Annotated in this window: 25 protein-coding genes (1 of these 25 only partly in view); 10 read left to right on the forward strand and 15 right to left on the reverse strand. The window is 44.6% G+C overall.

Going from position 1 to position 26,491, the window contains the following annotated elements; all coding sequences use genetic code 11:
- The 3 genes from LEP1GSC061_RS12275 to LEP1GSC061_RS20855 form a co-directional block, all read right to left on the reverse strand.
- Positions 1-513: the start of a GNAT family N-acetyltransferase gene (locus LEP1GSC061_RS12275; protein ID WP_016545811.1), read on the reverse strand. It extends 954 nt beyond the left edge of the window; 513 of the gene's 1,467 nt are visible here — the first part of the coding sequence; its start codon is at positions 511-513; its stop codon lies beyond the left edge, outside the window.
- A 231-nt stretch (positions 514-744) separates the two neighbouring features.
- On the reverse strand, positions 745-1,218 hold the full coding sequence (locus tag LEP1GSC061_RS12280) for a DUF4411 family protein (RefSeq protein ID WP_040508683.1): 474 nt from the start codon (positions 1,216-1,218) through the stop codon (positions 745-747).
- A 4-nt stretch (positions 1,219-1,222) separates the two neighbouring features.
- A complete protein-coding gene (locus tag LEP1GSC061_RS20855) occupies positions 1,223-2,401 on the reverse strand; it encodes an ImmA/IrrE family metallo-endopeptidase (RefSeq protein WP_016545819.1) in 1,179 nt (392 codons plus the stop codon).
- Between the two features lie 144 nt (positions 2,402-2,545).
- Between LEP1GSC061_RS20855 and LEP1GSC061_RS12290 the strand changes: the two genes are divergently transcribed.
- Positions 2,546-3,673, forward strand: coding sequence for a Fic family protein (locus LEP1GSC061_RS12290; RefSeq protein WP_016545792.1), 1,128 nt, complete (start codon positions 2,546-2,548; stop codon positions 3,671-3,673).
- A gap of 171 nt (positions 3,674-3,844) precedes the next feature.
- Positions 3,845-4,612, forward strand: a complete 768-nt coding sequence (locus tag LEP1GSC061_RS12295) for a hypothetical protein (protein WP_016545807.1) — start codon at positions 3,845-3,847, stop codon at positions 4,610-4,612.
- A 42-nt stretch (positions 4,613-4,654) separates the two neighbouring features.
- Here the strand turns inward: LEP1GSC061_RS12295 and LEP1GSC061_RS12300 are convergent, their stop codons facing one another.
- On the reverse strand, positions 4,655-5,845 hold the full coding sequence (locus tag LEP1GSC061_RS12300) for a trans-sulfuration enzyme family protein (protein WP_016545791.1): 1,191 nt from the start codon (positions 5,843-5,845) through the stop codon (positions 4,655-4,657).
- A gap of 289 nt (positions 5,846-6,134) precedes the next feature.
- Here LEP1GSC061_RS12300 and LEP1GSC061_RS12310 point away from each other — a divergent pair, with 289 nt between their 5' ends.
- The 3 genes from LEP1GSC061_RS12310 to LEP1GSC061_RS12320 are packed head-to-tail and all read left to right on the forward strand — an operon-like array spanning position 6,135 to position 7,470.
- Positions 6,135-6,515, forward strand: coding sequence for an ArsR/SmtB family transcription factor (locus LEP1GSC061_RS12310; RefSeq protein ID WP_016545774.1), 381 nt, complete (start codon positions 6,135-6,137; stop codon positions 6,513-6,515).
- Between the two features lie 58 nt (positions 6,516-6,573).
- On the forward strand, positions 6,574-6,957 hold the full coding sequence (locus LEP1GSC061_RS12315; protein WP_016545825.1) for a hypothetical protein: 384 nt from the start codon (positions 6,574-6,576) through the stop codon (positions 6,955-6,957).
- Between the two features lie 39 nt (positions 6,958-6,996).
- On the forward strand, positions 6,997-7,470 hold the full coding sequence (locus LEP1GSC061_RS12320) for a VOC family protein (RefSeq protein ID WP_016545805.1): 474 nt from the start codon (positions 6,997-6,999) through the stop codon (positions 7,468-7,470).
- A 51-nt stretch (positions 7,471-7,521) separates the two neighbouring features.
- Here the strand turns inward: LEP1GSC061_RS12320 and LEP1GSC061_RS12325 are convergent, their stop codons facing one another.
- Entirely contained in the window at positions 7,522-8,004 is a 483-nt protein-coding gene (locus tag LEP1GSC061_RS12325) for an SRPBCC family protein (RefSeq protein WP_016545780.1), read from the reverse strand.
- 177 nt (positions 8,005-8,181) lie between these two features.
- Between LEP1GSC061_RS12325 and LEP1GSC061_RS12330 the strand changes: the two genes are divergently transcribed.
- Both LEP1GSC061_RS12330 and LEP1GSC061_RS12335 read left to right on the forward strand, forming a co-directional pair.
- Positions 8,182-8,988 carry a helix-turn-helix transcriptional regulator gene (locus tag LEP1GSC061_RS12330; protein WP_016545790.1) on the forward strand — a complete coding sequence of 269 codons (807 nt, stop codon included), beginning with the start codon at positions 8,182-8,184 and terminating at the stop codon, positions 8,986-8,988.
- A 29-nt stretch (positions 8,989-9,017) separates the two neighbouring features.
- Positions 9,018-9,485, forward strand: a complete 468-nt coding sequence (locus tag LEP1GSC061_RS12335) for an ankyrin repeat domain-containing protein (protein WP_156844555.1) — start codon at positions 9,018-9,020, stop codon at positions 9,483-9,485.
- Between the two features lie 12 nt (positions 9,486-9,497).
- On the opposite strand, the gene LEP1GSC061_RS12340 is transcribed toward LEP1GSC061_RS12335, so the two are convergent.
- From LEP1GSC061_RS12340 to LEP1GSC061_RS12380, 9 genes are all read right to left on the reverse strand, one after another.
- Positions 9,498-10,349, reverse strand: coding sequence for an alpha/beta fold hydrolase (locus LEP1GSC061_RS12340; protein ID WP_016545784.1), 852 nt, complete (start codon positions 10,347-10,349; stop codon positions 9,498-9,500).
- 80 nt (positions 10,350-10,429) lie between these two features.
- Positions 10,430-11,164, reverse strand: a complete 735-nt coding sequence (locus LEP1GSC061_RS12345; protein ID WP_016545776.1) for a hypothetical protein — start codon at positions 11,162-11,164, stop codon at positions 10,430-10,432.
- A 10-nt stretch (positions 11,165-11,174) separates the two neighbouring features.
- Positions 11,175-11,933 (reverse strand): alpha/beta hydrolase, encoded by a 759-nt coding sequence (locus tag LEP1GSC061_RS12350; RefSeq protein WP_016545808.1) that lies wholly within the window; start codon positions 11,931-11,933, stop codon positions 11,175-11,177.
- A gap of 67 nt (positions 11,934-12,000) precedes the next feature.
- Positions 12,001-13,584 carry an aldehyde dehydrogenase family protein gene (locus tag LEP1GSC061_RS12355; protein WP_016545809.1) on the reverse strand — a complete coding sequence of 528 codons (1,584 nt, stop codon included), beginning with the start codon at positions 13,582-13,584 and terminating at the stop codon, positions 12,001-12,003.
- Positions 13,581-14,972, reverse strand: a complete 1,392-nt coding sequence (locus LEP1GSC061_RS12360; RefSeq protein ID WP_016545781.1) for a proline dehydrogenase family protein — start codon at positions 14,970-14,972, stop codon at positions 13,581-13,583. The genes LEP1GSC061_RS12355 and LEP1GSC061_RS12360 overlap by 4 nt, the downstream gene beginning before the upstream one ends.
- A gap of 295 nt (positions 14,973-15,267) precedes the next feature.
- On the reverse strand, positions 15,268-15,705 hold the full coding sequence (locus LEP1GSC061_RS22145; protein WP_016545801.1) for a chitobiase/beta-hexosaminidase C-terminal domain-containing protein: 438 nt from the start codon (positions 15,703-15,705) through the stop codon (positions 15,268-15,270).
- 238 nt (positions 15,706-15,943) lie between these two features.
- Complete coding sequence (locus LEP1GSC061_RS12370; RefSeq protein WP_016545778.1) at positions 15,944-19,057, reverse strand: efflux RND transporter permease subunit; 3,114 nt, start codon at positions 19,055-19,057, stop codon at positions 15,944-15,946.
- Positions 19,023-20,315, reverse strand: coding sequence for a TolC family protein (locus LEP1GSC061_RS12375; RefSeq protein WP_016545787.1), 1,293 nt, complete (start codon positions 20,313-20,315; stop codon positions 19,023-19,025). Before LEP1GSC061_RS12375 ends, LEP1GSC061_RS12370 begins: the two co-directional genes overlap by 35 nt.
- A gap of 644 nt (positions 20,316-20,959) precedes the next feature.
- Positions 20,960-21,442 carry a TfoX/Sxy family protein gene (locus tag LEP1GSC061_RS12380; protein WP_040508688.1) on the reverse strand — a complete coding sequence of 161 codons (483 nt, stop codon included), beginning with the start codon at positions 21,440-21,442 and terminating at the stop codon, positions 20,960-20,962.
- Between the two features lie 212 nt (positions 21,443-21,654).
- Here LEP1GSC061_RS12380 and LEP1GSC061_RS21505 point away from each other — a divergent pair, with 212 nt between their 5' ends.
- Positions 21,655-21,798 (forward strand): hypothetical protein, encoded by a 144-nt coding sequence (locus LEP1GSC061_RS21505; RefSeq protein ID WP_016545794.1) that lies wholly within the window; start codon positions 21,655-21,657, stop codon positions 21,796-21,798.
- Between the two features lie 253 nt (positions 21,799-22,051).
- The gene (locus LEP1GSC061_RS12385; protein WP_156844556.1) at positions 22,052-22,501 is read left to right on the forward strand and encodes a hypothetical protein; all 450 of its coding nucleotides are present in this window, start codon (positions 22,052-22,054) and stop codon (positions 22,499-22,501) included.
- A gap of 9 nt (positions 22,502-22,510) precedes the next feature.
- Here LEP1GSC061_RS12385 and LEP1GSC061_RS12390 read toward each other — a convergent pair whose 3' ends face one another.
- On the reverse strand, positions 22,511-24,790 hold the full coding sequence (locus tag LEP1GSC061_RS12390; RefSeq protein ID WP_016545799.1) for an NAD(P)-binding domain-containing protein: 2,280 nt from the start codon (positions 24,788-24,790) through the stop codon (positions 22,511-22,513).
- A 151-nt stretch (positions 24,791-24,941) separates the two neighbouring features.
- Here LEP1GSC061_RS12390 and LEP1GSC061_RS12395 point away from each other — a divergent pair, with 151 nt between their 5' ends.
- Entirely contained in the window at positions 24,942-26,489 is a 1,548-nt protein-coding gene (locus tag LEP1GSC061_RS12395; protein ID WP_156844557.1) for a hypothetical protein, read from the forward strand.
- The last annotated feature ends 2 nt before the right edge of the window (positions 26,490-26,491 follow it).

Here is a 26,491-nt window from a genome sequence, read left to right on the forward strand (position 1 = left end):
ATCTTTTTCATCCAAATTATAGACGAATGTTCTTTCGACTATTTCAGGTATTTGGACCTTGCCGGGAAATAATCTCGAAAGCAGGTCGCTTACTTCGTTTAGACTGAGGACTCTGTCCTGAAGCCCAAGAGACTTAGCTTTCTTTCTCAGGTTTTGGTCTTCTGTAACGAAATAATCGACTGCGTTATGATAGACGGAGGCAAGCATCTCTATATCAATTTCATCATGCGAATTAGGTCTTGGCTTTCCGATGATCTCAGTCATCTCCGTTGATAAGATTGGTGGTTTATGCAGTTCTTTATATTTTTGATACGCCTCTAATCGGATTTTGCCTCGTACCTGATCCTTGTCGTTTGATATGTCCCTTTTTCCCGCAGGATGTAGGAAAATTTCAATATTATTGTTTCTACAGATTGAAGTGAAATCTAATGCTGACTGACGTTTCGGCTCTATATCCTCGCCGTGAACTGGTTCGAGGGGAATCAGTATGTTGGTGTCGATTAGAATCTTCATGGACTCTTTTTCTATAATCGGAACTAACGGATTGATTTTTAGATATTTAATTTGCAATTTTTTGCGCAAGGAATCAAATTCTACTATTCATATATTCTGTTGTCTCCATCATATTTAACACTCCCATTCTTACCTCTTGAAAGTTTTAAACCATTTCGACTATTTTCATTCCATTCCGGCTTGGTCTCAGAACTCTTTTAGCTCTTCTGTAAAAGAGACAGTTGGAAACCTTTAAAACTTCCAGCCTTCCATTTCGATCAGCTTGCCAAAAGAAAGGCACTTGACTTTGTAATCTCTAGCAACATCTGGAATTTTTAATTTTTTCTTGGAGTCGACAGCCGATTTTTCCTCAGTTACAATAATTGTATCAGTATATTTCGCTAATGCGATAACGTAGGGATCGGCTTGGATCTCTGCAATGTTTAGATCGATGATTTTAGGATGGGACTTCATGATCTCCGAAAGAATTTCTTGGGGTTTTTCTTCCAATTCTATAAAGGCAGGTTTGTGGAGTTTGGCCCATTTGAGTAGATCGTCGGACCCTCTTTCTAATTCGTCTAATACTTCTCTCGGTGAGATAATGATTCCTTGATTCAGGGCTTCGCCGACTTTCTTCCAAAGACTTTCAAAAATTGTGGGCGAGTAATGATGGCACCACGCAGTAATATACGAACTCGTATCCATACAATACTTTTGGGTTGGCATTACTTTAAGATCCGAACACTATTCCGGATAGAGAATTTAAATATTGAGTACGTATATTGAGAAATTGACCTGCTTGGAGGGGATTTAAAAGATTATTGTTATAAGCAGATAAAACTATAGAAGAGTATTTTCGACCATTGCGATTTAAATTGGTATATAAATGAGTGTTTACTCCACCCCCACCTTTCTTTTCCTTGCGGGCATTTTTGTATTTGATCCAATCTTTTTGAAATTCTCTTCTAAATTTTTTATATTCATTCTCACTAATAAGTCTTAGTTGGAAAACTCTTCTGGCGATTACCTCTCGACTTACGATGAAATGTTTACTAAGTTCTTCGATTTGCTTTATTTGAATTTTTGTTTTTGGATCATAGTTTTCCTGAATAAAATTGTAAATTTCCTCACTAGGGCAGAGTAAATTTGCGGAAAATTGATTACACCAGATTTCAATCTTGTCGGTATCATTCTTCGGAGTTTTGTCCTCAAATTCTAAATCACAAATTCCTCCTTCGCGTAACAAGATATGACCTAATTCATGAAAAAGAGTAAAGATTCTTCCGTGATAAGAATCTTCGGAATTAATTGCGATTACAGGAAATGGTAGGGCCGGGATGCTAAACCCACGAAATTGGCTTAGATTAATATTTTCAGTTTGGAAAACTAAGATATCCTTGGACTCAAGAAGACTTATGCAGTATTTTAGAAATTCTTCCGGCTTCTGATTTTTATACTGATATTCTCTATTAAAATCTAAAAAGCGCAATGTATCTGCTATCGGAGAGATTGGATTAGATATATGGGTTGCAGAAGGGTAGGAGGAAAAAGGCTTAACGTCTAATTCTTTTGCCAATTCAGCTGCGGTTTCCCTTCTAGATTCTGCCCATCGAAACATAAATAAAGCTTCTGGTAGAAATTGATTATCGGAGCGATTTTTTCTGAAATCTTTCGGCTTATTTTCAGATGGCGGTGGGGTAGCGAGAAAGAATATTGCAGGGGGTCGTCTTAAGCAATTGGCTAGCTTTCTAACCTGACTCATAGAAGGTAAGGAGCCTCCTTTTTCCCAGTCCAAAAGTTTTTCTGGCTTGGTATCCACTTTTAAGGCCAAACTTTCAACTGTATGACCAGATTCCTTTCTTGCCCAGGTCAATAGGCTAGGGTTGATTTTAGCTTTTGCTGTAATCATCTGTCCTCATGCATACTATATAGGTACTAAGTATATGAATCAAATGAATTTTAGCGGCTTCTTTCTTCTTATTTATTTAACTTTATCTCCATAAACTTAAATAATCTCCTTGCTTATTTAACCTTCTTGAAGATGCTCCTTCCTATGAAGTTCAAATCCGGTTCTTTTGTGAATACTGAACTAGGATTCCGTGCATTTCGGCCGGAATTTCTGAATGGGACGTATCGGTTCGACGAAGTAGAACTCCAGACGCTTTTGGAGCAGGCGAACTTAAAGCTGGGTGAGTTGAATGGGTATGCGGAAATCGTCCCAGATGTCGATCACTTCATTTATCTGCACGTAATCAAAGAGGCGACCGTTTCGAGTAAGATCGAGGGAACTCAAACGAAAATGGAGGAAGCGCTTTTACACGTCGAAGAGGTGGAACCGGAAAAAAGGGACGATTGGCAGGAAGTGAATAATTATATTTCTGCGATGAATGAGTCTATAGAAGGTTTGTCGAACCTACCTTTGTCTTCCCGGCTCTTAAAGCAAGCGCATCGAACCTTGTTGACCGAGGTGAGAGGAGAACATAAGCTTCCAGGTGAGTTTCGCTCTAGCCAAAATTGGATAGGAGGTTCTTCTCCTAAGAACGCCTTGTTTGTTCCTCCGATTTGGCAAGACGTAAATCCTCTTATGGGAGATCTGGAAAACTTTCTTCATAATGAAAATACGGGATTGCCTCATCTGATTAAAATCGCTCTTGCTCATTATCAGTTTGAAACAATTCATCCGTTCTTGGATGGCAACGGAAGAATCGGTCGTCTCTTGATTACATTATATTTTATTCATGCCGGAGTTATGAAAAAGCCTCTTCTGTATTTATCCGATTTCTTCGATCGAAATCGGTCCGATTATTATGAGTATCTAATGTCGGTCCGTACTCGGCACGATTTGAGGAGCTGGCTCCGTTTTTTTCTTATGGGGACCTTGGAAACGTCTAATAAGGCTATCGCTGGTTTGAAGAAAATAATAGAACTTAAGAAGGATTGCGAGACGAAACGAATTCCTAAATTGGGTAAGAAGATGAATACTGCTCTCGTTTTGATGCTGCGATTATTCAATCAACCTTTGATTCGTCCTGTGGAAGTCGCAGAGATTACCGGGCAATCCTTGGTCTCTACTTATAGTCTCATAGAAGACTTTGTTCGATTGAATATTTTAAAAGAAATTACGGGTGGGCAAAGGAATCGTATCTACATTTTTCAGGAATATTTCCGAGTTTTCGAATAGTCGATCTCTCATGACCGATTGCATTTAGAAAGGCGCTAATCGGCATATTCTTACGATATATTCATTGCTTATTTCTTATTAATCGCTTGCCATTCCTTCCCTTGGATTAAACTGAAAGGCTTTCTTTCTCCTGTCTTACGGATCAGGAAAAGAAGGACTGGATGATAATCGATGAAACAAAAACGAAAAGATCTTCTGCAAGCAAAGAGGGCCCATAAGAAATGGCGTCGGGATCCGGATGCATTTACTATTGGAGAATGGAAATTCTCCACTCCTGATTTTCATAATTTGTCGGAAGTCCAAAACCAAACTCCGAAAGAAGCCCGGGAGAAAAATTCCGTTTATGAAGAAAGGGAATTTTCCAAGCCGTACATTCCGGGCGATTGGTGGTATGCGACCCGGGAGAATCGTATCGTCTATTTCGTGATTTCTACTCCGGAGTTTTATGCCTCCTCCGAAGAGCTTGAAGTTGAAGCGCATTTAGAGAACGAAATCTCGGATAGATTTGGGATTCCTTACCCTTCCATTCATTCTCGCCGGATCCATCTTTCGAATCTATGGGAGACTCGGATGGAGATGGGAGTAAACGATCTGGCAATTGAAAGAATCGTAAAACAAAAAATCGGAATCAACATGGATGTGCTTTCTGGGGATTTGGATCGCATAAATGGGGAAGGCGATCGACTATCTGATATAAAAATCCGATCCGTCGCCAAAAATGATTTTATTATAACCATCCCCAACTCTTGGTTTTTCGAGAAAACATACGGAGAGATTCTACAAATCTGTTTGAAAGCAAGAGCGTCAAGTAGACCTTATGTTTCCAAATGGGAGGAGCTGTCCTACCGGATCAGGCGGGATGGAATCTTTGATTGGCCTCGGATCCAAAAAGAATTACAACGCTCCGGTTCTCAGATGAAAGATAAAAAAGCCCTTTAACTTGCAAAAAGAGAAAACCCTTTACCTCAATGCCCCCATCCCTCACAACAACTCCAATACACTCTCCAGATCTTCCCAGAGATCGTCAGGATCTTCGAGACCGACCGAGAAACGAAAGATCCCTTCTTCCGCATATTTACGAAATTCCGCCTCTTCAGCCGGACTGAGTCGAAAAGAATCTTTCAGGATCTCGTCTGTGGAGAGATAAAAAATCAGACTTCTATGGTGCCCTAAAGAAACCGCGTAGTGGATGTATTTAAGTTTTTCTGAAAATAGTTTTGCGAGCTTTTTCGGATTTTGTGTTCGGAAGGTTATCATTCCCGAGAAATTTTTCATCTGGGATTTGGCCAGTCCGTGTTGCGGGTGAGAGGGAAGGCCCGGATAAGTGACTTGCAGAATTTTAGGATGTTCTTCCAACTTCTTTGCGACCGCGAATGCGTTTTCTTCGTGAGCTTTCATTCGGAGGGGAAGCGTGGCGGCTCCTCTTAGGATCAGCCATGCGTTAAAAGGACTCAGTACGCCTCCGTTGCGGATGGCATCTATCCTCATTCGGTCGAGTCTTTCTTTTTTTCCGAGGACTGCTCCTCCGATTGCATCGCCATGGCCTCCTATATATTTAGATAAGGAATGGATTACGTAGTCAGCTCCCAACTCCAACGGTTTTGTAGATATCGGAGTTGCGAATGTGGAATCTACAACGAGAGGTACCTTTGATGATAGGAGAATCTCCGCTATTTCGGCAAGCGGAGTGAGCCGAAGGATCGGATTACAGGGAGTTTCCGCGTATACTAATTTTGTTTTGGGAGTGATCGCTTTCTTCAGATTTTCAGGATCCGAGAGATTGATCCGTAAAACATCTACTCCTAGCTTGGGCAATAGATGATTGCTTAATTCGGATACCGCGGCGTAAGACACGTCGCTTAGAATGAGTTGGTCTCCCGGCTCCAATAAATGTAGGAACAAATTCGAAGCGGCCGCCATTCCGCTGGCAAAAGCGATGCAATCCTCCGCATTTTCTAGTGAGGATAACTTCTGCTCCAATTGCCTTACGGTTGGATTTCCCCATCTCGTGTAAAAGTAAGAGGATTCGTCCATTCCTTCCACCGAGAAGGAGGCATCCGGATCTGTTAGAAAAGAAGTGGACATCACTAAATTGGGAGAACTGGCCTTCGTGATCGGGTCCGGGATTTCTCCGCCATGAATTGCTTTAGTTCTAAGTCCCGGTTCTTTCATTTGTTTCCTCCGATTCGGATTTTCTCCATCTCTCTATTTGGTATTCTCAGGGTGGAAGGACAGGAATTTCTCGGGATGTACGGCTTTTTTACCCTATTCTTGGATAAGTTTCTATCCAAATGTCCATCGCTCCATTTTGTCCGCGTTAAGGATCCGAAGGGCTTTAGTCCCGAAGGGATGAGGGCCTCCGCCCGAACCCGTAGGAGCCTGGCCCGGCCGGAAGGCAGGGCAACGCCCTATAAAAAATACTTGCTTTCTACTTTAATATAACCATATGGTTATATATAATATGGGTTATGCTCTAAAAAAAGAAGATCGCTTGGACGCGACTTTTGCGGCCTTAGCGGATCCTACAAGACGCGCCATTCTTGCAAGGTTGGCAAATGGGGAGGCTTCCGTTACGGATCTGGCCAAACCATTTAAGATGAGTCAGCCCGCCATCTCCAAACATTTGAAGGTGTTGGAAAAAGCGGGCCTGATTTCCCAAGGTTCGGAGGCACAGCGCCGCCCTCGTCGTATCGAAGCGACTCCTTTAGGGGAAGCGAACGAATGGTTAGAATCTTACCGTAAGCTTTGGGAAGCACGCTTTGAGAAATTGGACGAATTGTTGGAAGTCCTACAGTTGGAAAAAGGTATAAAGAGATCGAGGCTTTCTAAGAAATCTAAGTGATTTTCCTTTTCGCGAAGTCGTTTCTAATATTTATGAATTTGAGTTAGAGAGGTCGAGTATGGATAAGAAAATTTGGAAAAGTGTTTGGGCGGTTTTTGCCGCTCTTTTGGCGATCTTTGTGGTGACTACGATCATAGATATTATTCTTCATGGGATCCGCTTTTTTCCGGGTTGGGACCAGAAACTGAACGATCTTCACGCGGCCGTGGCTTCCGTTTACCGCGTCTTAACGGGTATCATGGGCGGTTATATCGCCGCGAGATTAGCTCCGAGTAAGCCGATGACTCACGCATTAATCTTGGGTTTTATCGGGGTCGTCATTAGCTCCTTAGGAGCTATTTTTATGGGGGGAATGGGACCTGCTTGGTATTCTATCGGTCTCATAGTTGTTTCCCTTCCTTGCAGCTGGCTGGGTGCCATGCTTTACGGTACAAAAGTATAATATTATAGAAATGAAATAAATAGAGTTGCGGAGATGAATATGCAGAAGATTACACCTTTCCTTTGGTTTGACGGTCGGGCGGAAGAGGCGATGAATTTCTATACGTCCATTTTTAAGAACGCGAAGGTGGGCGATGTGAGTCGTTATCCGAAAGACTCTCCTTTTCCGGAGGGAACCGTGATGTCCGCGAGTTTTTCTTTGGACGGCATGGATTTTATCGCTCTGAATGCGGGGCCTCAGTTTAAATTTACGGAGGCTATCTCTTTCTTTGTGAGTTGCGAAACTCAAAGCGAGATCGATCATTTTTGGAGCAAGTTAAGCGAAGGCGGGGAAGAACAACCTTGCGGTTGGCTCAAGGATAAGTTCGGGATTTCTTGGCAGATCGTTCCTCCGATTTTGGGCAAGCTTTTGTCGGATAAGGATCCCGCAAAATCATCCAGAGTCATGCAGGCTATGCTTCAAATGAAAAAGATCAATATCCAACTTCTTCAAGAAGCTTACGGCAAGAACTGAAATTTTTCGAATTTCCGTCGGTGGGAACGATTCGCTGAGAGCTTAAGGACATTAGGCGGATAGCTCTTTTAGCAAACTTGCGAGTCTGTCGTAACTTTGGCCCGCTCCGCCTTCCATCGGAGATTTGATGACGATGTCTCTGGCTTCTCGGGATTCATATAAAATGGTTAAATAGAAGGTCGTCTTGCCCGCTTTTTCTATGAATAGATTCGTAAGAATGGACTCTCCCGGATACCAGGATTCGTCGAAAGCTTCGGTGCACACGATCTTCTCGGGCGTTTGAATCTCCTTATAAACTCCTCCTGCCCCCATGTCCTCTCCAGTCTTTATATGTCTCCAGAGGTATCTGTATTTTCCTCCTACTCTCAGGTCTACTTCGCATTCCGCTAGGCTCCAGCCTTCGGGACCGTACAACCAACGCTTTAAAAGTTCCGGCTTGGTAAAGCAATCATACACTAGATCCCGAGACGCGTTGAAGACTCGGGTCATTATTATTTCCCGATCTCCCTTGGCTTCTACTTTCAATTCCTTCATCTCCGACCTTCCTTTTTTGAGTTCTCTCAGAGCATATTCTTAGTATTTTATATAACTATTTGGTTATTGAATAAGTTTTGCAATCTTTTTTCTCTTTCCGGAAGGGCGATCAAGAGCGTAAGCATTCTGGATTTCTCTGGACGTATTCTATCTGCCGGAATATTCTCATCTAAGCTCATGATTAGATTCATCTCTCCAGCGAAAGATTTATCCGATTTTGTGAAGGAATACTGGGTATGGGAAGGAATTCGATCCTCCGAATTACCATGGATCCTTCCTTCTTACGAGCCGGAGCTGGTATTTCATTTTTCGGAGCCTCCCGTTCTTCTCTTTCCGGATTCTTCCCGTTATAATTTGGATCGGGTTCATTGGATCGGCCCTCAGACTCGTCGATGGAAAGTTGAATCTAAAACGCCTTTGGAACTGGCATCGATTCGGTTTCATCCCGGTGCCTTATGGGAGCTATATTCTATTTCCTCGGCGGAAATTTCCGATCGCTTTCCTCCTGTGTCGGAAGTCTTGGAGTTTGGGTCGGATAAGAATTTTAGAATATATCGGAAGGACTCCGATCTTTCCGCTCATTTGGATTCTTTTCTACGCTCTAATATGGGGAAGAAGAGAGAAATTCCCGATTTTTTGAAATCGGCTTTAGAGGCCCTAAAAAAAGCCGCGAGGGTCGATGAGTTAGCTTCAGCGCTTGGAATTTCTCGTAAACAATTGGATAGAAAATTCAAAAAGATCTACGGACTTTCTCCCAAGGATTTTAGAAAATTGCATAGAGTCTTAACCCTGGTTCGCAATCCGATGCATTATAAAAACATAAATGAACATGTTAGATTGACGGATATCGCTTTGGAGAGCGGATATTCCGACCAACCCCATTTAATAAAGGAATTTAAGGAGATCTCTGGGATTTCTCCGAAAGAATGGTTCGATTTTTATAAAAAGATGTCCCATTTTTACAATTCGGATTCCGAGAAATAGGTTATAAAGGGAATTCGAGAGGGCAAGATATGAAGACTATTTTGGATGCAATTCGTAGTTACGGATATCGGACTAAGATGAGAGAATTCGTCTCGGCCATTTCCGACGGGAAGTTGGAGGATTTTAGGAACCTATTAATCGGATTAAGAAAGGAAGAGGATTTCCTGGACGCTTCTTCCATGCTTTTAGGCGTATCTTGCTCGGACACGAGCGATTTTTACTATTTGGAAGAGTTACTTTCCTGTGGCTTGGATCCGAATCGGTCGAATTCTTTCGGTATTTATCCTTTGCATATAGCCGTCGAGAATGGGAAACTCGATGCGGTAAAACTTCTTCTCTCCTATGGGGCGGATCCGAACGTTAGAGATTCGAACGGCGTGACCCCATTGCATATTTCCTATAGTTACGACGGACTTGCGGAAATTTCCGATCTACTCATTCGCAACGGAGCAAATCCGAATCTGAGGGACAATATCGGAAAGCGCTATTTGATGTAGATTTTTTTTTCTTTATGGGGCGAGATCTTCTATAAGAATTTTCTTAACTAAATCGAATCTCTTCCAGGGTATGAAATGACCTTCTCCCGTAAGCAAATAGGTTTTAAGGATTCTTTGGGGAGGAAAATTCTTCCGTACAAATTCCAGATTTTCAGGAGAAACCAATCCGTCTTCTTCTCCCTGAACGACGATCGTATCCGCTTGTATTTTTTTCCAATCCGGAGCAATCTCGGTCAATTGCTCTTTTAAAGGCAGCATTTCCTCGTTACTGTTCTTCCAGTCCTTTCCTAAAAGCGGTCCGATTATTTTCGCTATACGATTGTACCATCTGACTTCTTCGGTTCCCGGATCCATAGCCGGAGCGAGTAGAATCAGAGATCGGATTCTATCCGGAGAAATCACCGCCATTCTTGCCGCGACCGGCCCTCCGTAGGAATGTCCGAGTAATATTATATTTTTCTTTTTTTCCTTTCCCAAGATCGAATATAGGGAAGTAACCAGCTTTTCCGCTTGGGCATTCACATCCGGGATGGCCTTGGGAGATTTTCCGAATCCGGGTCGATCCATTCCGAGTAGACAATATTTTTTTTGTAGCTCCGGATCTTCGAAATAACGTAGATAATTCGCCCAATTTCCGGGAGATCCGTGTACAAACACCAAGACTCTTCTTATAGAGCCTTCTTCGCATCCTTGGACGATCCAATGGATGGAATCGTCTTCCGGAACGATAGGAAATTCTCTGTAAGAAGTTCCGGACGCTTTGAGACGCAACAAGGCTTCTTCTCCGCTCATACTCATTTCTTCATAAGGAGCGCATCCGATTCCGATTAGGAATATTGGTATTAGGATCCGGAAGATTTGCATTTGTATTTCTTCGAATAGTTCCTACAAAGCGAGTGGGAGTTACACGTAAAAAAACGACATCCTCTCCTTTTCGAAATCGCTCAATAGAGTATTTTGACGAAAAGAAAAATTCCCAGGTTCAAGGCAATGAGAGAATAGAGTAGAATTGGCGGAGAAGGTTCGAGTCTCTCGTCGATCGCCTTGTGGAAGCATTTATTGAGGGATTCTTCCAGAGATTCTTTTGTGAAAGATTCGTTTTCGGAATGCTTTTCGACTATTTCTCTGGCTATTTCTTCCAGATGTAAGCTCTTTAATATCTTGCGTACGAAAATTCGAACGATTGCCGGCCAAGAATCCTCTTCGTTTAGAAGTGCCGGAATATTCTTCAATTTCGCCAAGATAGCTTGTTTGACCGCTCCCGGATTTTCCGAATCGACTTTTTTCCAGATTTGATTGGTTGCAAATCGGGAAATATTATCCACGAACCAACCCTTATGCTCCGATATGAGTTTTGCGATTTCCCGACTCATCATATGAGACTTTACGGAAAGTAAATATGCGATCGGGAAGCCTAGTCCGAAAGAAGTGATCAGTAATACGATAGGCCACATCCCTATGAGCAGGAATAGGAGCGCAATCACGGCTCCGATCCCTCCGGCCCTTGCGATAGGCATGGCACCTATTTGGGATACGATGGACTTCATTTCCGGTATGCAAAGTATTAAAAAGATCACGTTGAATATGAGCCCTAATACCAAGGCTAGAAAGGAAAATAGTAGGATCTTTCCGGAGCTTTTGGCCGCAGTTTTCGCTAAAGAGATTAATTCGTCTTTCATCTTTTTTGATTCACTTCGAGTTTCGTTTTAACCAATCCAGCATGACCGAGTATATCTTTTCTTTTCCCGGCTCATCCACTAACCAATGCGCGTGTCCCGGGAAAACTTCGTATTCCGAGTTGGAGTATCTTCTGGCTATGGCTTTGGTGACTCGATTCGGTATGATTCTATCTTCCTTGCCTGCGAGAACTAGAACGGGGCAATCCACTTTATTTGCGTCTATCCTGTTTCCTGCAAAGGGATCGAAAAACCAGAAAGCCAATTCGAACAAGGCTCTTCCCGATTCCCAGTTTAAGGAATTATAAAGTTCTCTTCTTTTTTCTTTGGGGATCCTGTTTAATAGTCCGAAGTTGGCGCCTCGAAACGTGGGTTGGAAGGGTTTGGCCCAGAACTTCCATTTGAAAGGAACTTCGAGCAATGTGTATAACGGTGCGATCCCTAACGGAAATATTCCTCTGGGTGCCGCAGGAGCGAAGAGCACGAGTCTACTCGCAAGTCCTTCCGCCGCCAAGGCCTGAGCCAGCCAGCCTCCCATAGAATGCCCGATCAATACGGGCTTTTCCCAACCCTTCGCTTTGATTTCCTTGGTGAGATAGGAAACGTAATCAACCAATCTATAACTTCCCAATTCGGGGGGAGGGTTGGAACTGGGAACATGGAAGGGTAGGGTGGGAGCGAAGACCTCGTGCCCTGCCTGAGTTAGGGCATCCTTTAAAGCGGATAAAGTTTCCGCGCGGCACCACATTCCATGGATTAAAACGATCTTCATTCTTCCTTCCTTATAAAGGAGGAAAGAGAATCCCGTTCAAAGTATCGGTCAAGAATAAAACCGAGGTTTATGTTTCGGGAATGAAACCTCTACGCATGGTATTTTCCGTAATGCTAACGGGTTCTAAAAACTGCCTCAAGTAATCGGGGCCTCCCGCCTTAGCTCCCACTCCGGATAGTTTGTATCCTCCGAATGGTTGTCTATCCACGATAGCTCCCGTGATTCCTCGGTTGATATAAAGATTTCCGACTTCGAAATCCTTCTTGGCCGCTTCTATATTTTTAGGATTTCGAGAATACACACCGCCGGTAAGCGCATAGTCCACATCGTTTGCGATCCGAATCGCTTCTTCGAAATTCTTAGCCCGAAAAAGAGTCAGATAGGGACCGAAGAATTCAGTTTGTCCCAACGGAGAAGAAGGGTCCTTGCTTTCGAAAACGATCGGCTCAACGAAATTACCGGAGTTTTTCAGATCCTCGGGTATCGTATATTTGCTTAGAATAGAACTCCGAAATTGTTCGGCGATTTCTTCCAGTCTTTGTTTCGCTTCGGAATCGATCACCGGACCGATCTTAACCGAAGGGTCTTCTGGAGCGCCCACCTTCCAGGATTGGAGAGCGTCCACCAAACGTCTCTTAAACGGTTCGTAACAGGACTCCACCAAAATCAATCTGGACAAGGCGCTGCATTTCTGCCCTTGGAAACCGAAGGCGGATTGCAATGCTCCGCTTACCGCCTCGTCTAGATCCGCATCCTCGTCCACGATGATGGCGTTCTTCCCTCCCATCTCCGCGATTACCTTTTTTACGAATTTTGAATTTTGGTTGGCAGCTTCCCGGATCATTCCGAGCCCAACCGCGCGGGAACCCGTAAAATTGACGGTATGAACGGATGGGTGTCGAACTAAATAGGCTCCTACTTCTTCTCCCTTGCCGGGTAAAAAATGTATGGAAGACGGGGGAGCTCCGGCCTCTAGGAGAATATTAAAGAATTCGAAAGCGATGGCGGAGGATTGTTCCGCCGGTTTCATAAGGACTGTATTTCCAGTCACTAACGGCGCAACCGTCATCCCGCATAAAATGGCCAACGGAAAATTCCAGGGAGCAACGACTAAAGTGGTCCCTCTGGGAATGTAAGAGTAAGCGTTTTCCTCTCCCGGTAGATTGCGAACTCTGGGTTGAAAAACGGTTTCGGCTTCTTCGGCGTAAAATTCGCAAAAGTCGATGGCCTCCGCGATTTCCGCATCTATGTCCTTGGCTCCTTTCCCGACTTCTAAGGAGAGAATGGCGCTTAGCCGATTTTTTCTCCCTCTTATGAGTTTGGCCGCTTTTTTTAATACGGAAATTCTTTCCTTTGGATCGGTCTTTTTCCAGGTCTCAGAGTATGCAGTTGCTTCTTTGGCCGCTCTTTCCGCATCTTCTATGCTAGCGTAATGTGTTCTTGCGATCTCTTCCGAAGTTCGGGCCGGATTAGTCCATACCGCCATTTCGCCGGTTCGGATTTCTTTTCCGGAAATCACCGGACCGAAACGAAAGGGGAGCTCTTTTCTCACCTTTTGGATTTCGGAGAATAGCGCGGATCTTTCCTCTTCTTTGGAAAAATCCCTTAATGGCTCGTTCTGAAAAATGGAATGCTTACCGTTATCGCTCATATTGCTTTTCCCGTATCCAGGTATAGGAGTTTTTCCCGATCCTTTTTATTCGCGTTTATGTTTCTTAGAAACCCTTCGTTCGTGGAATTTTCTAGTAGCCTTCGGACCAAATAGGCCATACCGGGGATCACTTCCCCGATAGGAGAATATTCTCTGACTCCTATGCCTAAGGATCGAATCGCCTTCTTGAAGGAATCTCCCATGCCGTAGAGCATTTGAACTTCGAAGAAATCCTTAGGAACGGATCTTTCTTCGGCACCAACTAATGCGGATGCCAGGCTTCTTATATTATGCGAAGCGAATGCGGGACGGATGAAGGGATACGCGTCTAGAAGTATTACGGTACATTCTTCGTAATTTGCGTCCGTCTCGTTTTTTTTCAGGAAGACGGGAGGTTCCCAACCTTTCTGTAAAGCCTGGGTCATTTCGTATTCCCAATAGGCCCCTTTAACCAGGCGGATCGTCAGAGGATATTTTCTTTTTTTAGAATATTCTATGATTCTACGTAAGTCTGTTTGAGAGGACCTTAAATAGGCTTGGATTACGATTCCGAAATGGGGATAGTCCGCGAATTCCGGTTCGGAGAATATTTGCATTGCGGTATCGAGTAGGATCTCCTTCGTCTCGTACTGTTCCATATCCAGATTAATGAATATATTCTTGTTCACAGCCGACTTAAGAATCGGTCTTAATCTTTCTTTTAGGGCGGATACGGAGGAAGAATGGGCTAACGGATCCAATTGAGAATAGAGAGAAGAGCATTTCACGGAAACATTGCCTACCGGCTCGTTTCGGAAATTTTCGCTCCTGATTCTGGAGAGCTCGGAGTCGGAGTGTATCCCTTCCAGTAACTCGAGATACTTACGTGAGTATTCCCGGGCTTCCTTTTCGGATAGAACGGCTTCTCCCAAGATATCGACTGTCGTGCTTACCCCGTTTTCGTATCTGGAAAGAATCTTGTCCCTTCCTTCTTTATAATTTGTTCCTAATATGAAGAAACGGGCCACCAGACGAATTCCCAGCTTAGCGCCCCATGCCGCGAGGGCGGAGCTGATCGGATTGGAAAGCACTAGGGCGAGAGGAAATAATAGGATCCTAGGTAATTCCACCGGTGTAGATAGGAAGTACAAGCGGATGTATTTCGATATTAAGGATAATGAATTCAAGCTCGGAAATAGGTCCGCGAAACGGAATGCCTGGAGTTTTAATCTAGGCCTGTGATCCATGAATCGCAGACCGAAGGAAAATATTTTGTAGGAACTAAAAGGGCCGCCTTCGAAGGAATCGCTTAGGAGAAATAGCTCTTTTCCCTTATCTATAATCCTATTCTCCGCCGGATTTCCGGGGTGAGTGTCCGGACGATCTTTTTTATTTTCCGAGGTCTTCATTCGATTCTTTCCGACCATGCGATCCTTTTGGAAAGTCTTCCGCAGCAATTATTCCTAAGGGAATTATTACGAGTCGGATAAAAGAAAGGACTCGATTTTTGCTCCGAGCTTGGGGAGATAGATTCCCGCGATTGCTTAAGGAGTCCTATTCTCATTTATCTTCTCGTATAGATTTTATCACAGATGATAGGAAGATATCTAAAGGATTCCTGATTTAGTTTTGAAAAGCGGGCAATTTTAATCGGAACTTCTCCTTACGCTTGAGAAAGGAAGGCTCGCTTGGAGATTTGTAGGATTATTGGCAAAAGCCGCTCGAGCAAACGGAGCCTGGACATTGGCTATTCATCGAGCAAATATTGCAGTTGAATCCGGAAGAGCTAATCGCGGAAGTTATACCGTCTTTTATTGCTACGGCTTTTAGGGTAAAGGCAGGGATATAGCAAGTGATGGGTCCCGAGTAGAGCGTGTCGGATGCCGACGGATTGGATCCGTTCTTCGTATAGTATATGTTGGAGCTTGCAGTGATCGAACTGATAGTGATCGACTGTCCTCCCGAATATGAACTTCCTCCCGCCGGAGAGAAAAGAGGGGCTTCGGGCTGGACAACTTCTGGATTTTGATTGATTAAGAGAAGAGCCCATAGGTCATTCTCTTGGGATTTTCCGCAATGAAGTAAAAGCGACGCGGTGAAAATGAAGAATGAAATGTAAAAGAGAGATACGTTATTTCGCATGAGTATTTTCCTGCGGATAAGCTAATGGCACCATTGTGAATTGCAATCCAAAATTCGATCCGGCTCTTCGGTCTTGGGCCGATGCCCGAGCGAAGGCTTGCCTTGGATTTTCCATTTTGGGACCTCTCGGATTCCCATGCAGAATTCGGATGGGCATGAGTTTACAAGAGGTCCGATTTATGGAAATAATAAATTTATCGTCTATTCTTTCTTATTAAAAAGACAAACCCTTCCCTTTTCATCGAGACTCCTTCTCTAACCAGTAATAGAATACGGGTAATAATATGAGGGTGAGAATCGTAGAAGAGACGATTCCCCCGATTACCACCGTGGCCAAAGGCTTCTGCACCTCGGAGCCTAATCCGCTACCGAACGCCATGGGTAAGAATCCTAAGGAGGCTACGAGGGCTGTCATGATGACCGGTCGGATCCTACTTACGGCTCCCTGCAATACCGCTTCTCGAACGGAAAGTTTTTCCTCGATTCGGATCCGATCTATCGTTGCGAGTTTCACAAGACCGTTCAATACCGCGATTCCGGAAAGAGCGATACATCCTACGAATGCCGAAACGCTCAGATCCATTCCTCTTAAAAATAGAAACCAAATCCCGCCCGTTAATGCGAATGGGACGCAGAAGAATACGAGCAAGGCCTGCTTTACCGATTTCAGTCCCAGATAGAGAACGGTAAAGATCATGAAAAGTGTGGAAGGGATGATCAGGCCCAATTTGGATTTCGCATTGGCTAGGTTCTCGATTTGGCCTCCCCAAAATAAGGAATAACCTTCGGGGATTTCCAATTTAGATACCTTCTCCTTTGCCTCGGAATAAAAACCTTCCAGATCCCTACCTCTCAAGTTGACCGAAACGGCGACGAACCTCCTGGATCGATTGCGCGAGATAGTCATCACCTTGTCCTCTTTACGAATGGACGCCAAAAGTTTGATGGGAATCATACCTCCATCGCTGGTACCTACATCGATCTCTCCTATCTCTTTTTCACGATTCCGAAATTCCTCCGAGATCCAGATCTTAATCGGAAATCTTACCTCTTCTTCGTAATATCCTCCCAGCTCGAATCCGCTCATGGAGCTTTCTACCGCCGAATTGAAGGCAGGAAGTGAAATATTATAATATTTTAATTTTGTAGGATCGGGGACGATATCGATCACGCTGGAATTCCGAAGTGCCATGATTGGATCCAGTTCCACTTCCGCGGCTCCCGGAATGCTCGCCAAGGTTCCTTTGAGGGATTCCTGTAATCTTAGTAGAGTATTTAGATCCTTTCCCAGAATTCGAACGCTGATATCCGCGCGACTCCCCTCTAATAATTCGTTGAATCTAGCCTCCAAGGGCTGGCTTAACGTAAGTTCCGATTCCGGGAATTTATCGCTTACCTTTTTTCGGACGCGGGTCAGGAAGTCGTCCCATTTCCCGGAGGATAGCAGATCCGTAAGAGATTCCTTATTCAAAATAATGAATGTATCCGCGTTAAATGGACCCATCGGGTCGTTGGCCACGGAGCTTGTGCCTATACGAGAGAATACGCTTTTTATCTCCGGCATCTGCATGAGAAGTTTTTCGACTTCTTTCTGCTCCCTAAGGCTTTCTTCGATTCCTGTATTTCCTTCCCGAACGATGACCAGCATGAGGTCTCCTTCCATCAGTTTGGGGAGAAATACGGTTCCCATTCTGGAATATACGAAAAGGGTCACCGCAAAGAATAATGCGGACCAGATCACGATTTTACCGGGTTTCTCCAGAAGAGAAGGAAGTCGAGCTGCATAGAATTGGACGATCTTACTTTCTTTCTTCGGCTTATGCGACTGCACATTCTCGGGAGAAAGGAAGAAGTAAAGAAGGGGAGGCAGAAGAAATACCGCTAGGATCATACTGAAGCCTAAGGCAAGTAAAACGGTCTCCGCCATCGGACGGAACATTCTTCCCGGGATACCGTCGAGAGTAAGAATGGGGAGGTATACAAGCATGATCACTAAAATTCCGAAGGATACAGGCTTCAGGACTTCCAAGGAAGATTCCAGAATAGCTTTCTTCTTTGCCTCCTTGTCTCGATAGGTTCCTTTTTCGAATTTGCTCAATACGTTTTCCGTAATCACAATGGATGCATCGACTAACAATCCGAAGTCGATAGCTCCTAGGCTCATCAGATTCGCCGAAATTCCGAATATTCTCATGAAGATCGCGGCAAGAAGCATGGACCCCGGTATGATGATCGCTACGATCAGAGAGGCCCTCAGATTCAAAAGAATCAGAAAGAGGGTGAGAATCACGAGGATCGCTCCCTCGGCCAAGTTCTTCAATACAGTTTGGATCGTGGATTGGATGAGAAAGGATCTCTCCAGAAGAATCTTAACCGTTACGTCTTCGGGTAGTTTGAGTTTGGAAATCGCTTGGTTCAGATCTTCGTTGACCTTGTAACTATTCTCCCCTCTCAACATGAGAGCGGTGCCGAGTACGATTTCCTTTCCTTCGGAACTGGCTCCTCCTAATCTAAGGCTGCCGTGTTCGTTTACTTCCGCTATATCCTCGACCCGAATCGAGGCGCCGGTCAGAGTCCTTCTTACCGTAACGGAAGAGAGTTCCTTCAGATTCTTCTTGATTCCGTAGGCTCTAACGATGGAGATCTTATCGTTTTGTTCTATGAAACCTCCACCGAAGCTTTCGCCTATCGTGGATAAATCCTGTACTAGTTGGTCTATGGGAATTCCCCAACGTTTCATTTTGGAAGGGTTCAAATCGATATGGATTTCCTTTTCATATCCTCCGTTGGAGTCCACTTCCACGATACCCGGAACGAGGGCCTTTAGTTGAGGGCGAACCGTATAATCCTGGATCGTTCTCAAATGCAATAACTTCAATTTTTCGGGAAGTTTATCCAAGGCGGACCCTGGCTTCGCTTCCACGGAGTAAAAGAAAATTTCTCCTAGACCGGTCGTGTTCGGAGTGATTTTGGGAGAGAGACCTTTAGGAAGTTTGTCCTTAGCGCTGGAAATTCTTTCCAATACCATAGATCTGGCTTGGTAGATATCCGTACTCTCCTTAAAGATCAACGAGATATTGGAGAGACCGTATTTGGAAACGGATCTAACGTCGATTAGGTTCGGAAGTCCTAGAAGTTCCGTCTCCAAAGGAAATGTGACCACTTTCTCGACTTGTTCCGGATCCAAGGATCCCGTCGCGGTGGTTACGATCACCTGGACATTGGTGATATCGGGAACCGCGTCTATCGGAACTTCCCGGATGGTGAAGAAAGAGAATAGGAATAGAAAAACTACGATTCCTACGGAGAGATAAGGATTACTTAGGCTGATATTCAAAAGTCTGGACAGCATTATCGAAAATACCTACGATTTCTTTTTCGTTCGTTATATACAAAAGATTCAGGAGGCTTTCCACATGGGACATTTGCGCGTCCAGAATCGCGTGATGTGCTTCATGGAGTTGATTTTCCAACTCCAAATAGCTGATTAATTGGATTCTTCCTTTTTTGAATTCCAAGTCCGCGAAGTTCAGGTCCTTGTCGATCCTGTCCAACTTCTTTAGGTCGTATAGTTGCAGATTCTTCTTTGCTTGCTCGTAATCCAGAAATGCCTGTCTAAAGGAAGTTCTAATTAGATTTTCTTGATGGGTTAATCTGTCTTGTTTTGCCTTAAGATTGGTTTCGGCGGAAGCGACCTTGTTCTGGAATTGGTCCCAGACAGGAAGTCGGAACTTTATGCCGAAATCGTAGAATCGGTTGGCGACCCCTGACCGGTCTTCTCCGACCTGGCTCATGACCGAATAGTCCGGATATTTTTCCAGATTCGCCAATCTGAGTTCCGTCCTGGCTCTTTCCAATTCTCCCTGAGCCGCCAATATGGAAGGATTGTGGATGACCGCCTTTTTTTGCATGTCATCGAAGTCGAATTTTACTCCGTCCTCGAAAAAAGGAATTCTTAGAACGGGGACCGATTTCGCCATCAGATATAAGTTTATGGATTCGTAATCCTTGGCGGCTCCCAATTCCAAGTCGTTGAAATGTTTTCTCAGTGCGAGGATTCTAGTCTCGATGATGAACAGATCCGTCTTGGCTTGAGGAGTAACGAACGGACGGGCCTTGATGTAACTTTCTATCAAAGAAAGCCTTCTCAATCGTTCCTTGACGTGATTCCGCTTATCGGCGGCTACGAGATACCTATACGCGAATTTGACCGAGTTTAAGCGTATGGAATTCGCGGCTTCAATGTTTTGGATTTCCTTGATCTTGGAATCGTTATCGACCAGCAATTGTCGGAGTTCCTTCCTTCCCGGGAAATATATCGGTTGCTCTATCTGCATGGCGTATTCCGAGCCGGATTCGCTGGCCGCGGTTCTTTGACCGTAATCCAAAGTGACGGAAGGGTTCTGGGTCTTGCCTTCCTGCTTTTTCCGGAAGAATAAGGACTCCAGATCCGAATGAAGTGCGGTGAGTAACGGGGAATTCTTCTCCGCTGTTTCGATGATTCCTCTTAGGTCCAGCTCGTTTCCGTTTTTTGCGGAGGTCGGCGACGTTTCGGAAGAAAATAGAATTAATAAAATTAGAATATAATGAATATTGCGTAGATGACGCATAAAAACCTCTCTATTCGTATGAATTGAACGAGAGATTTTAAATCAATAACCGTATGGATGATAACTCGGAGGAATTGCGGGACCCGGGAAACAACTCCTCGAATAAGGATACGCAAAGAGTCGAAGAAATTTCGAGTCTGGTACGGAACGAATAGGTCGAAATGAAATTTAGATCTGCCGTTTGTAGGAAGACCTTGAAAGCGGGAGAATCCACCTTTTCCAAGGAAATCGAACCGGAATCCCATTCGCATCCCGGACCTTACCCGTTACCTTCTTGGTGACAAGGGGAAGATTCGGATGACGTAGGAACTCCGACAGGATCTGCCTCGCAAGTCGGACCGCAGTTAAAAGAAAGCACAAGCGTTGAAAGCAGTGCCATGCTTAAAAGACTTTTAAACAAAGTCGACTTCATACCCTAATCCTAAACCGGGAGGATTAAAGTAAAATGAAAAACTATAAAAGCGATTTGGGCGGCTCCCGCGATCCTTCGACAAGCTCAGGACCCGGGACCGGGCTTGCTTCGGGCTTCGGTCTCGTGCCGAGACTGCGTCGCACCCTCCGCATCCCTGCCGCATATTGATTCGCAATCTCTAGAGCGACGAGACGCCGTTTTGTGGGAACTCCTACAAAACGAAAAAATCATATTAAGATTTGCGCTTCTTTCTCGCGGGAACTTTCCGTTTACTAGTCTTCTTCTTGGGGGCCGACTTGGATTTCTTCCGTGCGGTTTTCTTTTTAGGCGTCGGTTTGGTCGAGCGAACGGATTTCTTGGGAGTCTTGCGAACTTGAACCTTCTTCTTAGGAGCTGCCGCTTTTCTCGCTTCGGCCAAGGCCTTCTGGAACCAAAAGCGAAGATCTTCGTCGTCTTCCAGAACTTCTTCGGGGACCTGCCAATAGGATACTCTCACCAATTTTCCGTCTTTTCCGGAATAGGTAAAGGGAGCCATACCCGCGGATTCATATTCCGCCTGATTGCTCGGACCGACTCTGAAATACAGATTGTCTTTTATCACCATGGCGAAGATCTGGGGGCCGGAGTAGATTCCGAAACCTCCGAACATATTTTTGAACGTAAGAGGACCGCAAACCTTCATCCTGTCTTGGACATACTCTAGAAAAGAACTCATAGACGAAGGAGACTAATCTAAGAGCAAGAAATTGACAAGAAAAAACGGATCGTCTATAGAGCATCTGTTACAAAATTCGAATCATCGACCCCGTATTAAAATTCCGCGAAAAGGATTTATATTTATTTACAATCGGATATCGTCTTTCCGAATGAATGCAGACAGGAGTCTTCATTTCTCTAATGCAAAGACTCTAGTTTAGGAGATGATTTGTGTCCGTCGCGGAAACCTTAAAGGCAGAAGCCAGATTGGAAGTCGCTCGTAAAATGATCCAAAAAGGGATCGAATTAACCATCGTTTGGCGGGTCACCGGCCTGACAGAGGAAGAGCTGAAAGCCAACGGGATCATTAAATAATCCCGAAGATTTCTCTTCTTCCGGTTTTTCAGGATTTTGTCCGACTTTCGTGTCCGCGAGGGGTCCCGGTACGGGTTTTATTCTTATGAAATTCTTCCTAAAGCGAATTCTCTTTTATATCCCGCTTCTATTCTTTCTCCTTTCGGGATGTTCAAGAGATCCTTATATTCGTGAACTTCCGCCTCCTCCGATAGAATCTGAGGTCCAACTGGATTTCAAATTCGATAATTCCCTCAAACCGGAATACCGGGAAATGAGTGCGGACCTTTTCTGTGTAGGAAGAACGGAATTCGATCTTGAAACTAATTGCGAGACCCAACCCATCTTAAGATATGTTCCCGTTTCTCCCCACGGTTCTCTTCTGTTGAAATTGAGCGAGGGTAGGTATCCGTTCGCTAAAGTCGTTCTGACGGCAAGAGGAGGCTCTAGGCCAGTGGCGGTGACCGTTTTCTTTTCCGACGATTATACGATGAAGTCCAAATCGAATTGTGAAGTGAAAGGGATGCATCTGGAGGGGAGCCTAAGTCGTTTAAGATATAATTGTAAGGGATTAAGTTTTCGGGCCAAAGAAAAGCATACTTTGCGTTTACGAATCCTGGACGAATCCATCATGGACGGACTTCTTTTTTATACGATGCTTTTAAAGCTCCCTATGGGCTCGGAATTACAAGCCGCGGACGTATCCTATACGATCGCTAAATGAGCTACAAAATCAGATCGTGGCCCTAAGCCTGTCCAAAACGGGTTTTCCCGCTTCGATTTTTCCGAAGGATAATACTTTTGTAGGACATCCTACAACGCAGGCAGAGCAACGAACGCATTGCACGCTGTCCATGGGCCTTCCCTTATTTGCATAATTCATTACGTCGATCCCTTGGTGGCAGACGCTAGTGCATATATTACAGGAAATGCATCTCTTCTTATCGGAAAAGATCCGAAACTTGCTAAATCTGGCGTAGATATGCATAAGAGCGGAAAGAGGACAAAACATTCTGCACCAGATCCTTCCGGAAAAGACGAAATAGGCCCCTACTCCTATGATTCCTCCGAGCCCCATATCCACAATCAAATCATAATATAATTTGATCGAGTCGGCTCCGTATTCCAAAGGCCAGAAAAGGTGCCCAGAACTTCCGATCAATTTAGCCAATGTGAGAATTGCCGCTATGAGTAGGATCCATTGGCCGGAATGCTCCAACTTATAGGCAAGCTTTCCGTGGGGCATTCTGGTCCGGAATTCGTCTCCCAAGGTCTCCGCAAGTCCGCCGCAGGAACAGATCCATCCGCAATAAGCTCCTTTCCCGTATTTGTAGACCAGGATAGGAATTAGAACGAAACTTATAAAGAATCCGTAAATCAGCCAGAAGGTGGTGATGCTTCCGTCGTATAGCACTCCCATATTCAAAGGCCAGGCAAGAATCAGGCCGTATGCCTTCCAATACGCTCCATCCGGAAAAACCTGAGTGAGCAGGAATCCGTTGTTCGGTCCCAAGAGTCCCCGGTCTCCTAAAAACGGCAGTATGATCTCGGGCAATAGGAATAGTGGAAAGATCTGGATGAGAATCAGGGTCCAGGTTTGGAGTTTGATATAGGGAGTAGGGCGGACCTTCATTCTTCTCAAGCCGAAGAATAGGATCGTAGACGAATACAGGACGGTATAGTGAAAGCTGGGGTATTTACCGAATAGGTACCATCCGAAGTACTTCGCTCCGAAATATATTATGATAAAATAAACCGCTGCGGATATCAGATAGGAATTCCGTAATAGATTCCAATTGAGCGATATATGAAAATTTCGAGCGCGTAAAATGAGCCAACCGATGAGTGAGGCCGCGAATCCGACCCATCCGAATGCGGCCGCCCAGGCATACCATTCCGTTCCGTAAAACGAGGCTTTTCCGAAATATAAGGAAAAGGAAAAGAAGAAAAGGGCTAAGAATCCTAGGATTTCTCCGGAAGAAAAAACGCTTCGAATACGTATTCCCACTTTCCTCAAAAAGGAAATCGGAGGCTCCGAACCGATCAAGACCAGGGTGGAATCGACTTTTTCGGAGATTTCCTTTCCTTTTCGGGAAAGTATCACTTCTCCATTCCGGATTTTTAATGGATTGGATTCGGGAAGGAAACGTATCTTATTCTCCCGGACCGCCTCCTGGAATCGGATCCGATTCTCCTCTTTGGGGCGGGATAGTTCCCGGCTTCTGTAGGAAAGTAATACGGAGGAGGCGGTATCCGAGAGTGCGAGGGCGGCTTCGACTGCGCTATCGCCTCCCCCTACCACCAAAGTTTTACGTCCTTCGAAATCCTTCGGATCTATCAGTCTATGAAAAACGTTTTCCGAATCCTCTCCCGGGATATTCAATCGTCGGCTATCGCCCGATTTACCGATTGCCACGATTACGAATTCGGACCTGAATTCTTTTCCGGACTCCGTGCGGACCAAAAATCGGGAGGACTCCCTTCTGTCGCGAAGAATGGAATCCGCTCTTTCTCCTTCGAAGAGATTTAATTTATGTTTTTTTAATTCTTTGGATAGATCCGAAAGTAATTCTTCCTTCGTTCCGTTTCGAATGATAAGAGGGGATGACGGTTGGAGTTCCTCGGGTTCGGCGAAGATTGGTTTTCCTTTGGGATAGCTCGTGACGGTATGGAAGCTACGATTTGCCTCCAGGACGATATATTTCAGTCCTTTCCGGGAGGCTTCTATTCCGGCCGAGATTCCGGCGGGTCCTCCTCCTATGATGACTAGGTCCAGGTCCTCCTCTTTTTTCTTTCCGACGCTAGGAGATAAGGAGGATGCGATATTCTTTCCGCTCTCCACCGCGTATTTGAGCAAGGGAACTCCTGTCAGATCTCCCGCAACGAAAAGTCCCGGTACGGAACTTTGGAAATGCGAGTCCAGTTCCGGAAACACCTCTTTGTCTCCTTCCGGCGCGTCGTTTCTCAGCCAGGTAAAATAGCGGGAGAGAATGGATTGGTTCGACTTCTTCATTCTTTTATAAAATGGGCTTGCCCGACTCGGGAAAAAGGCAAGAATCCGTTCCTAGGTTATCTTATTGTTTCCGATTCGATCCTTTGTCGCCCGATTCCCGATTATATCCTTCGTTTGTTCCTTGGCAACGTTTCTAATTGCCTTAGGAAAAGTGGCGTCTTTCCCGGAATTAGCGAATCGATTCTATAATGCAGATTCCTTGTTCTTTCCGATTATCTACCAGGAACTTTTTCTAAGGCCGGGAGCAAACTTTTTAAACGGATGGAAGGACCTGGCTTGGACTCCCGCCTTTTATTTTTTCCCCGATTTGGTGCAATATTTTAGTCTTAGGACTATTTTCTTAGCCTTGGATTCCGGCGCTTGGGAATCGACCCATTTAGTTTACGCATTTCTGCAATGGACTCTTTTGATCCTAGGCATAGTACGCCTGGCCCGTCCGGATTTTAAAGAGGTTCTTTCCGGGAGGGAGGCGTTTCTTGCACTTGCTTTCGGATATTTTTTCGGAGCGGCTTTGCTTTTCTTCGGAAAAACCGTCTTCGTATTCCTTCCCGGGTTTCATGGAGGGATTCTCGTCGGTCTTGTATGGACCTGGCTTCTCTATTTGGAATGGTTGAGAAAAAGGGGCCGGGTTCGTTTCCTTCTACTCTTCCTTGCCGTCTTTTTGTTCTCTTTGAGTGACCTTCTATTCTTACCTTATTTTCTGCTTCCTATTCTCGTCTCCGATCTGAGTCGTTTTCGAAAATTCGGGAAAGAAGGGTATTCTACTCGGATTTTCCTTCGGTATGTTCCCGTATTATCGGGACTCTTTCTATCATATATCGTTTCTATAATATTCTTCCGAAATCCTCTCGTCTTCTTTCCGGGAAACGCTCTTCCCTTGAAGGTAGAATGGAAAAGAATCGGTTCGAATTGGAATATTTCCGAATTTGCGGGCTCATTCGCCTTTCTAGTCGGAGAGAATTCGATTTATCTGTTTATTATATTCTTGGCGTATTTATTCTTGAGATTCCGGAAAGAATGGATTTCGGATTCGGAAGGAAACCGTTTGCGATTCTTCTTTTTGGTTTTAGGGACTCTCGTCCCTCTGGCGTTTTTGATCTACGGAATTTTGTTCGGCCTATTGGGCAAGGGAGGATTTCAGACGATTGACCGTTATTTCGGTTGTATTCTTCTCTCTTCTTTAGGTCTTTCCTTCTTATCCATCTACTCTCTTAAGAATGAAAATCTCGCTTCTTGGTTATCCGGCATTCTGATTTTCGGGAATCTATTTCTAATTCTCCATACACGAGATAGGGATCTTCGTTTGATTCATACTCCCAACAGGCAAGCCTGCTTGGAAAAATTAGCCGAAACTCATTCTTTACGAAGAGGTCTTGCGAGTTTTTGGTATGTGAGGCCGATGCGGATTTTTTCCAAATCGAAATGGGAGCCGGAAGATTATTTATACGATCTGACGCTGTTCTATTGGCAGAATAGACTGGAATGGTTCGAGAAGGAGGCTCCGTATTCCTTCGCGATTCTGGACGGGTTAGACGAGAAAATCGTGAGAGAAAAATTCGGAGAACCGAAATCCGTATTGGACTGCGAAGGAGCGCCTGTCTTTCTCATAGAAGATCCGAAAGGAGAGAAATCAAAGCGCTTTACGGAGGAGAATCGGACCAAGATCCGTCTCTGGAGGAAATCGGTCGGAAGAGATTAAAT

Source organism: Leptospira wolffii serovar Khorat str. Khorat-H2, from assembly GCF_000306115.2.
GTDB lineage: Bacteria > Spirochaetota > Leptospiria > Leptospirales > Leptospiraceae > Leptospira_B > Leptospira_B wolffii.

Excerpts from the sequence above, each read along its gene's own strand:
- LEP1GSC061_RS12280 (WP_040508683.1), bottom strand. The coding sequence starts at position 1,218 with ATGCCAACCCAAAAGTATTGTATGGATACGAGTTCGTATATTACTGCG.
- LEP1GSC061_RS20855 (WP_016545819.1), bottom strand. The coding sequence starts at position 2,401 with ATGATTACAGCAAAAGCTAAAATCAACCCTAGCCTATTGACCTGGGCA.
- LEP1GSC061_RS12290 (WP_016545792.1), top strand. The coding sequence starts at position 2,546 with ATGAAGTTCAAATCCGGTTCTTTTGTGAATACTGAACTAGGATTCCGT.
- LEP1GSC061_RS12295 (WP_016545807.1), top strand. The coding sequence starts at position 3,845 with ATGAAACAAAAACGAAAAGATCTTCTGCAAGCAAAGAGGGCCCATAAG.
- LEP1GSC061_RS12300 (WP_016545791.1), bottom strand. The coding sequence starts at position 5,845 with ATGAAAGAACCGGGACTTAGAACTAAAGCAATTCATGGCGGAGAAATC.
- LEP1GSC061_RS12310 (WP_016545774.1), top strand. The coding sequence starts at position 6,135 with ATGGGTTATGCTCTAAAAAAAGAAGATCGCTTGGACGCGACTTTTGCG.
- LEP1GSC061_RS12315 (WP_016545825.1), top strand. The coding sequence starts at position 6,574 with ATGGATAAGAAAATTTGGAAAAGTGTTTGGGCGGTTTTTGCCGCTCTT.
- LEP1GSC061_RS12320 (WP_016545805.1), top strand. The coding sequence starts at position 6,997 with ATGCAGAAGATTACACCTTTCCTTTGGTTTGACGGTCGGGCGGAAGAG.
- LEP1GSC061_RS12325 (WP_016545780.1), bottom strand. The coding sequence starts at position 8,004 with ATGAAGGAATTGAAAGTAGAAGCCAAGGGAGATCGGGAAATAATAATG.
- LEP1GSC061_RS12330 (WP_016545790.1), top strand. The coding sequence starts at position 8,182 with ATGATTAGATTCATCTCTCCAGCGAAAGATTTATCCGATTTTGTGAAG.
- LEP1GSC061_RS12335 (WP_156844555.1), top strand. The coding sequence starts at position 9,018 with ATGAAGACTATTTTGGATGCAATTCGTAGTTACGGATATCGGACTAAG.
- LEP1GSC061_RS12340 (WP_016545784.1), bottom strand. The coding sequence starts at position 10,349 with ATGCAAATCTTCCGGATCCTAATACCAATATTCCTAATCGGAATCGGA.
- LEP1GSC061_RS12345 (WP_016545776.1), bottom strand. The coding sequence starts at position 11,164 with ATGAAAGACGAATTAATCTCTTTAGCGAAAACTGCGGCCAAAAGCTCC.
- LEP1GSC061_RS12350 (WP_016545808.1), bottom strand. The coding sequence starts at position 11,933 with ATGAAGATCGTTTTAATCCATGGAATGTGGTGCCGCGCGGAAACTTTA.
- LEP1GSC061_RS12355 (WP_016545809.1), bottom strand. The coding sequence starts at position 13,584 with ATGAGCGATAACGGTAAGCATTCCATTTTTCAGAACGAGCCATTAAGG.
- LEP1GSC061_RS12360 (WP_016545781.1), bottom strand. The coding sequence starts at position 14,972 with ATGAAGACCTCGGAAAATAAAAAAGATCGTCCGGACACTCACCCCGGA.
- LEP1GSC061_RS22145 (WP_016545801.1), bottom strand. The coding sequence starts at position 15,705 with ATGCGAAATAACGTATCTCTCTTTTACATTTCATTCTTCATTTTCACC.
- LEP1GSC061_RS12370 (WP_016545778.1), bottom strand. The coding sequence starts at position 19,057 with ATGCTGTCCAGACTTTTGAATATCAGCCTAAGTAATCCTTATCTCTCC.
- LEP1GSC061_RS12375 (WP_016545787.1), bottom strand. The coding sequence starts at position 20,315 with ATGCGTCATCTACGCAATATTCATTATATTCTAATTTTATTAATTCTA.
- LEP1GSC061_RS12380 (WP_040508688.1), bottom strand. The coding sequence starts at position 21,442 with ATGAGTTCTTTTCTAGAGTATGTCCAAGACAGGATGAAGGTTTGCGGT.
- LEP1GSC061_RS12385 (WP_156844556.1), top strand. The coding sequence starts at position 22,052 with ATGAGTGCGGACCTTTTCTGTGTAGGAAGAACGGAATTCGATCTTGAA.
- LEP1GSC061_RS12390 (WP_016545799.1), bottom strand. The coding sequence starts at position 24,790 with ATGAAGAAGTCGAACCAATCCATTCTCTCCCGCTATTTTACCTGGCTG.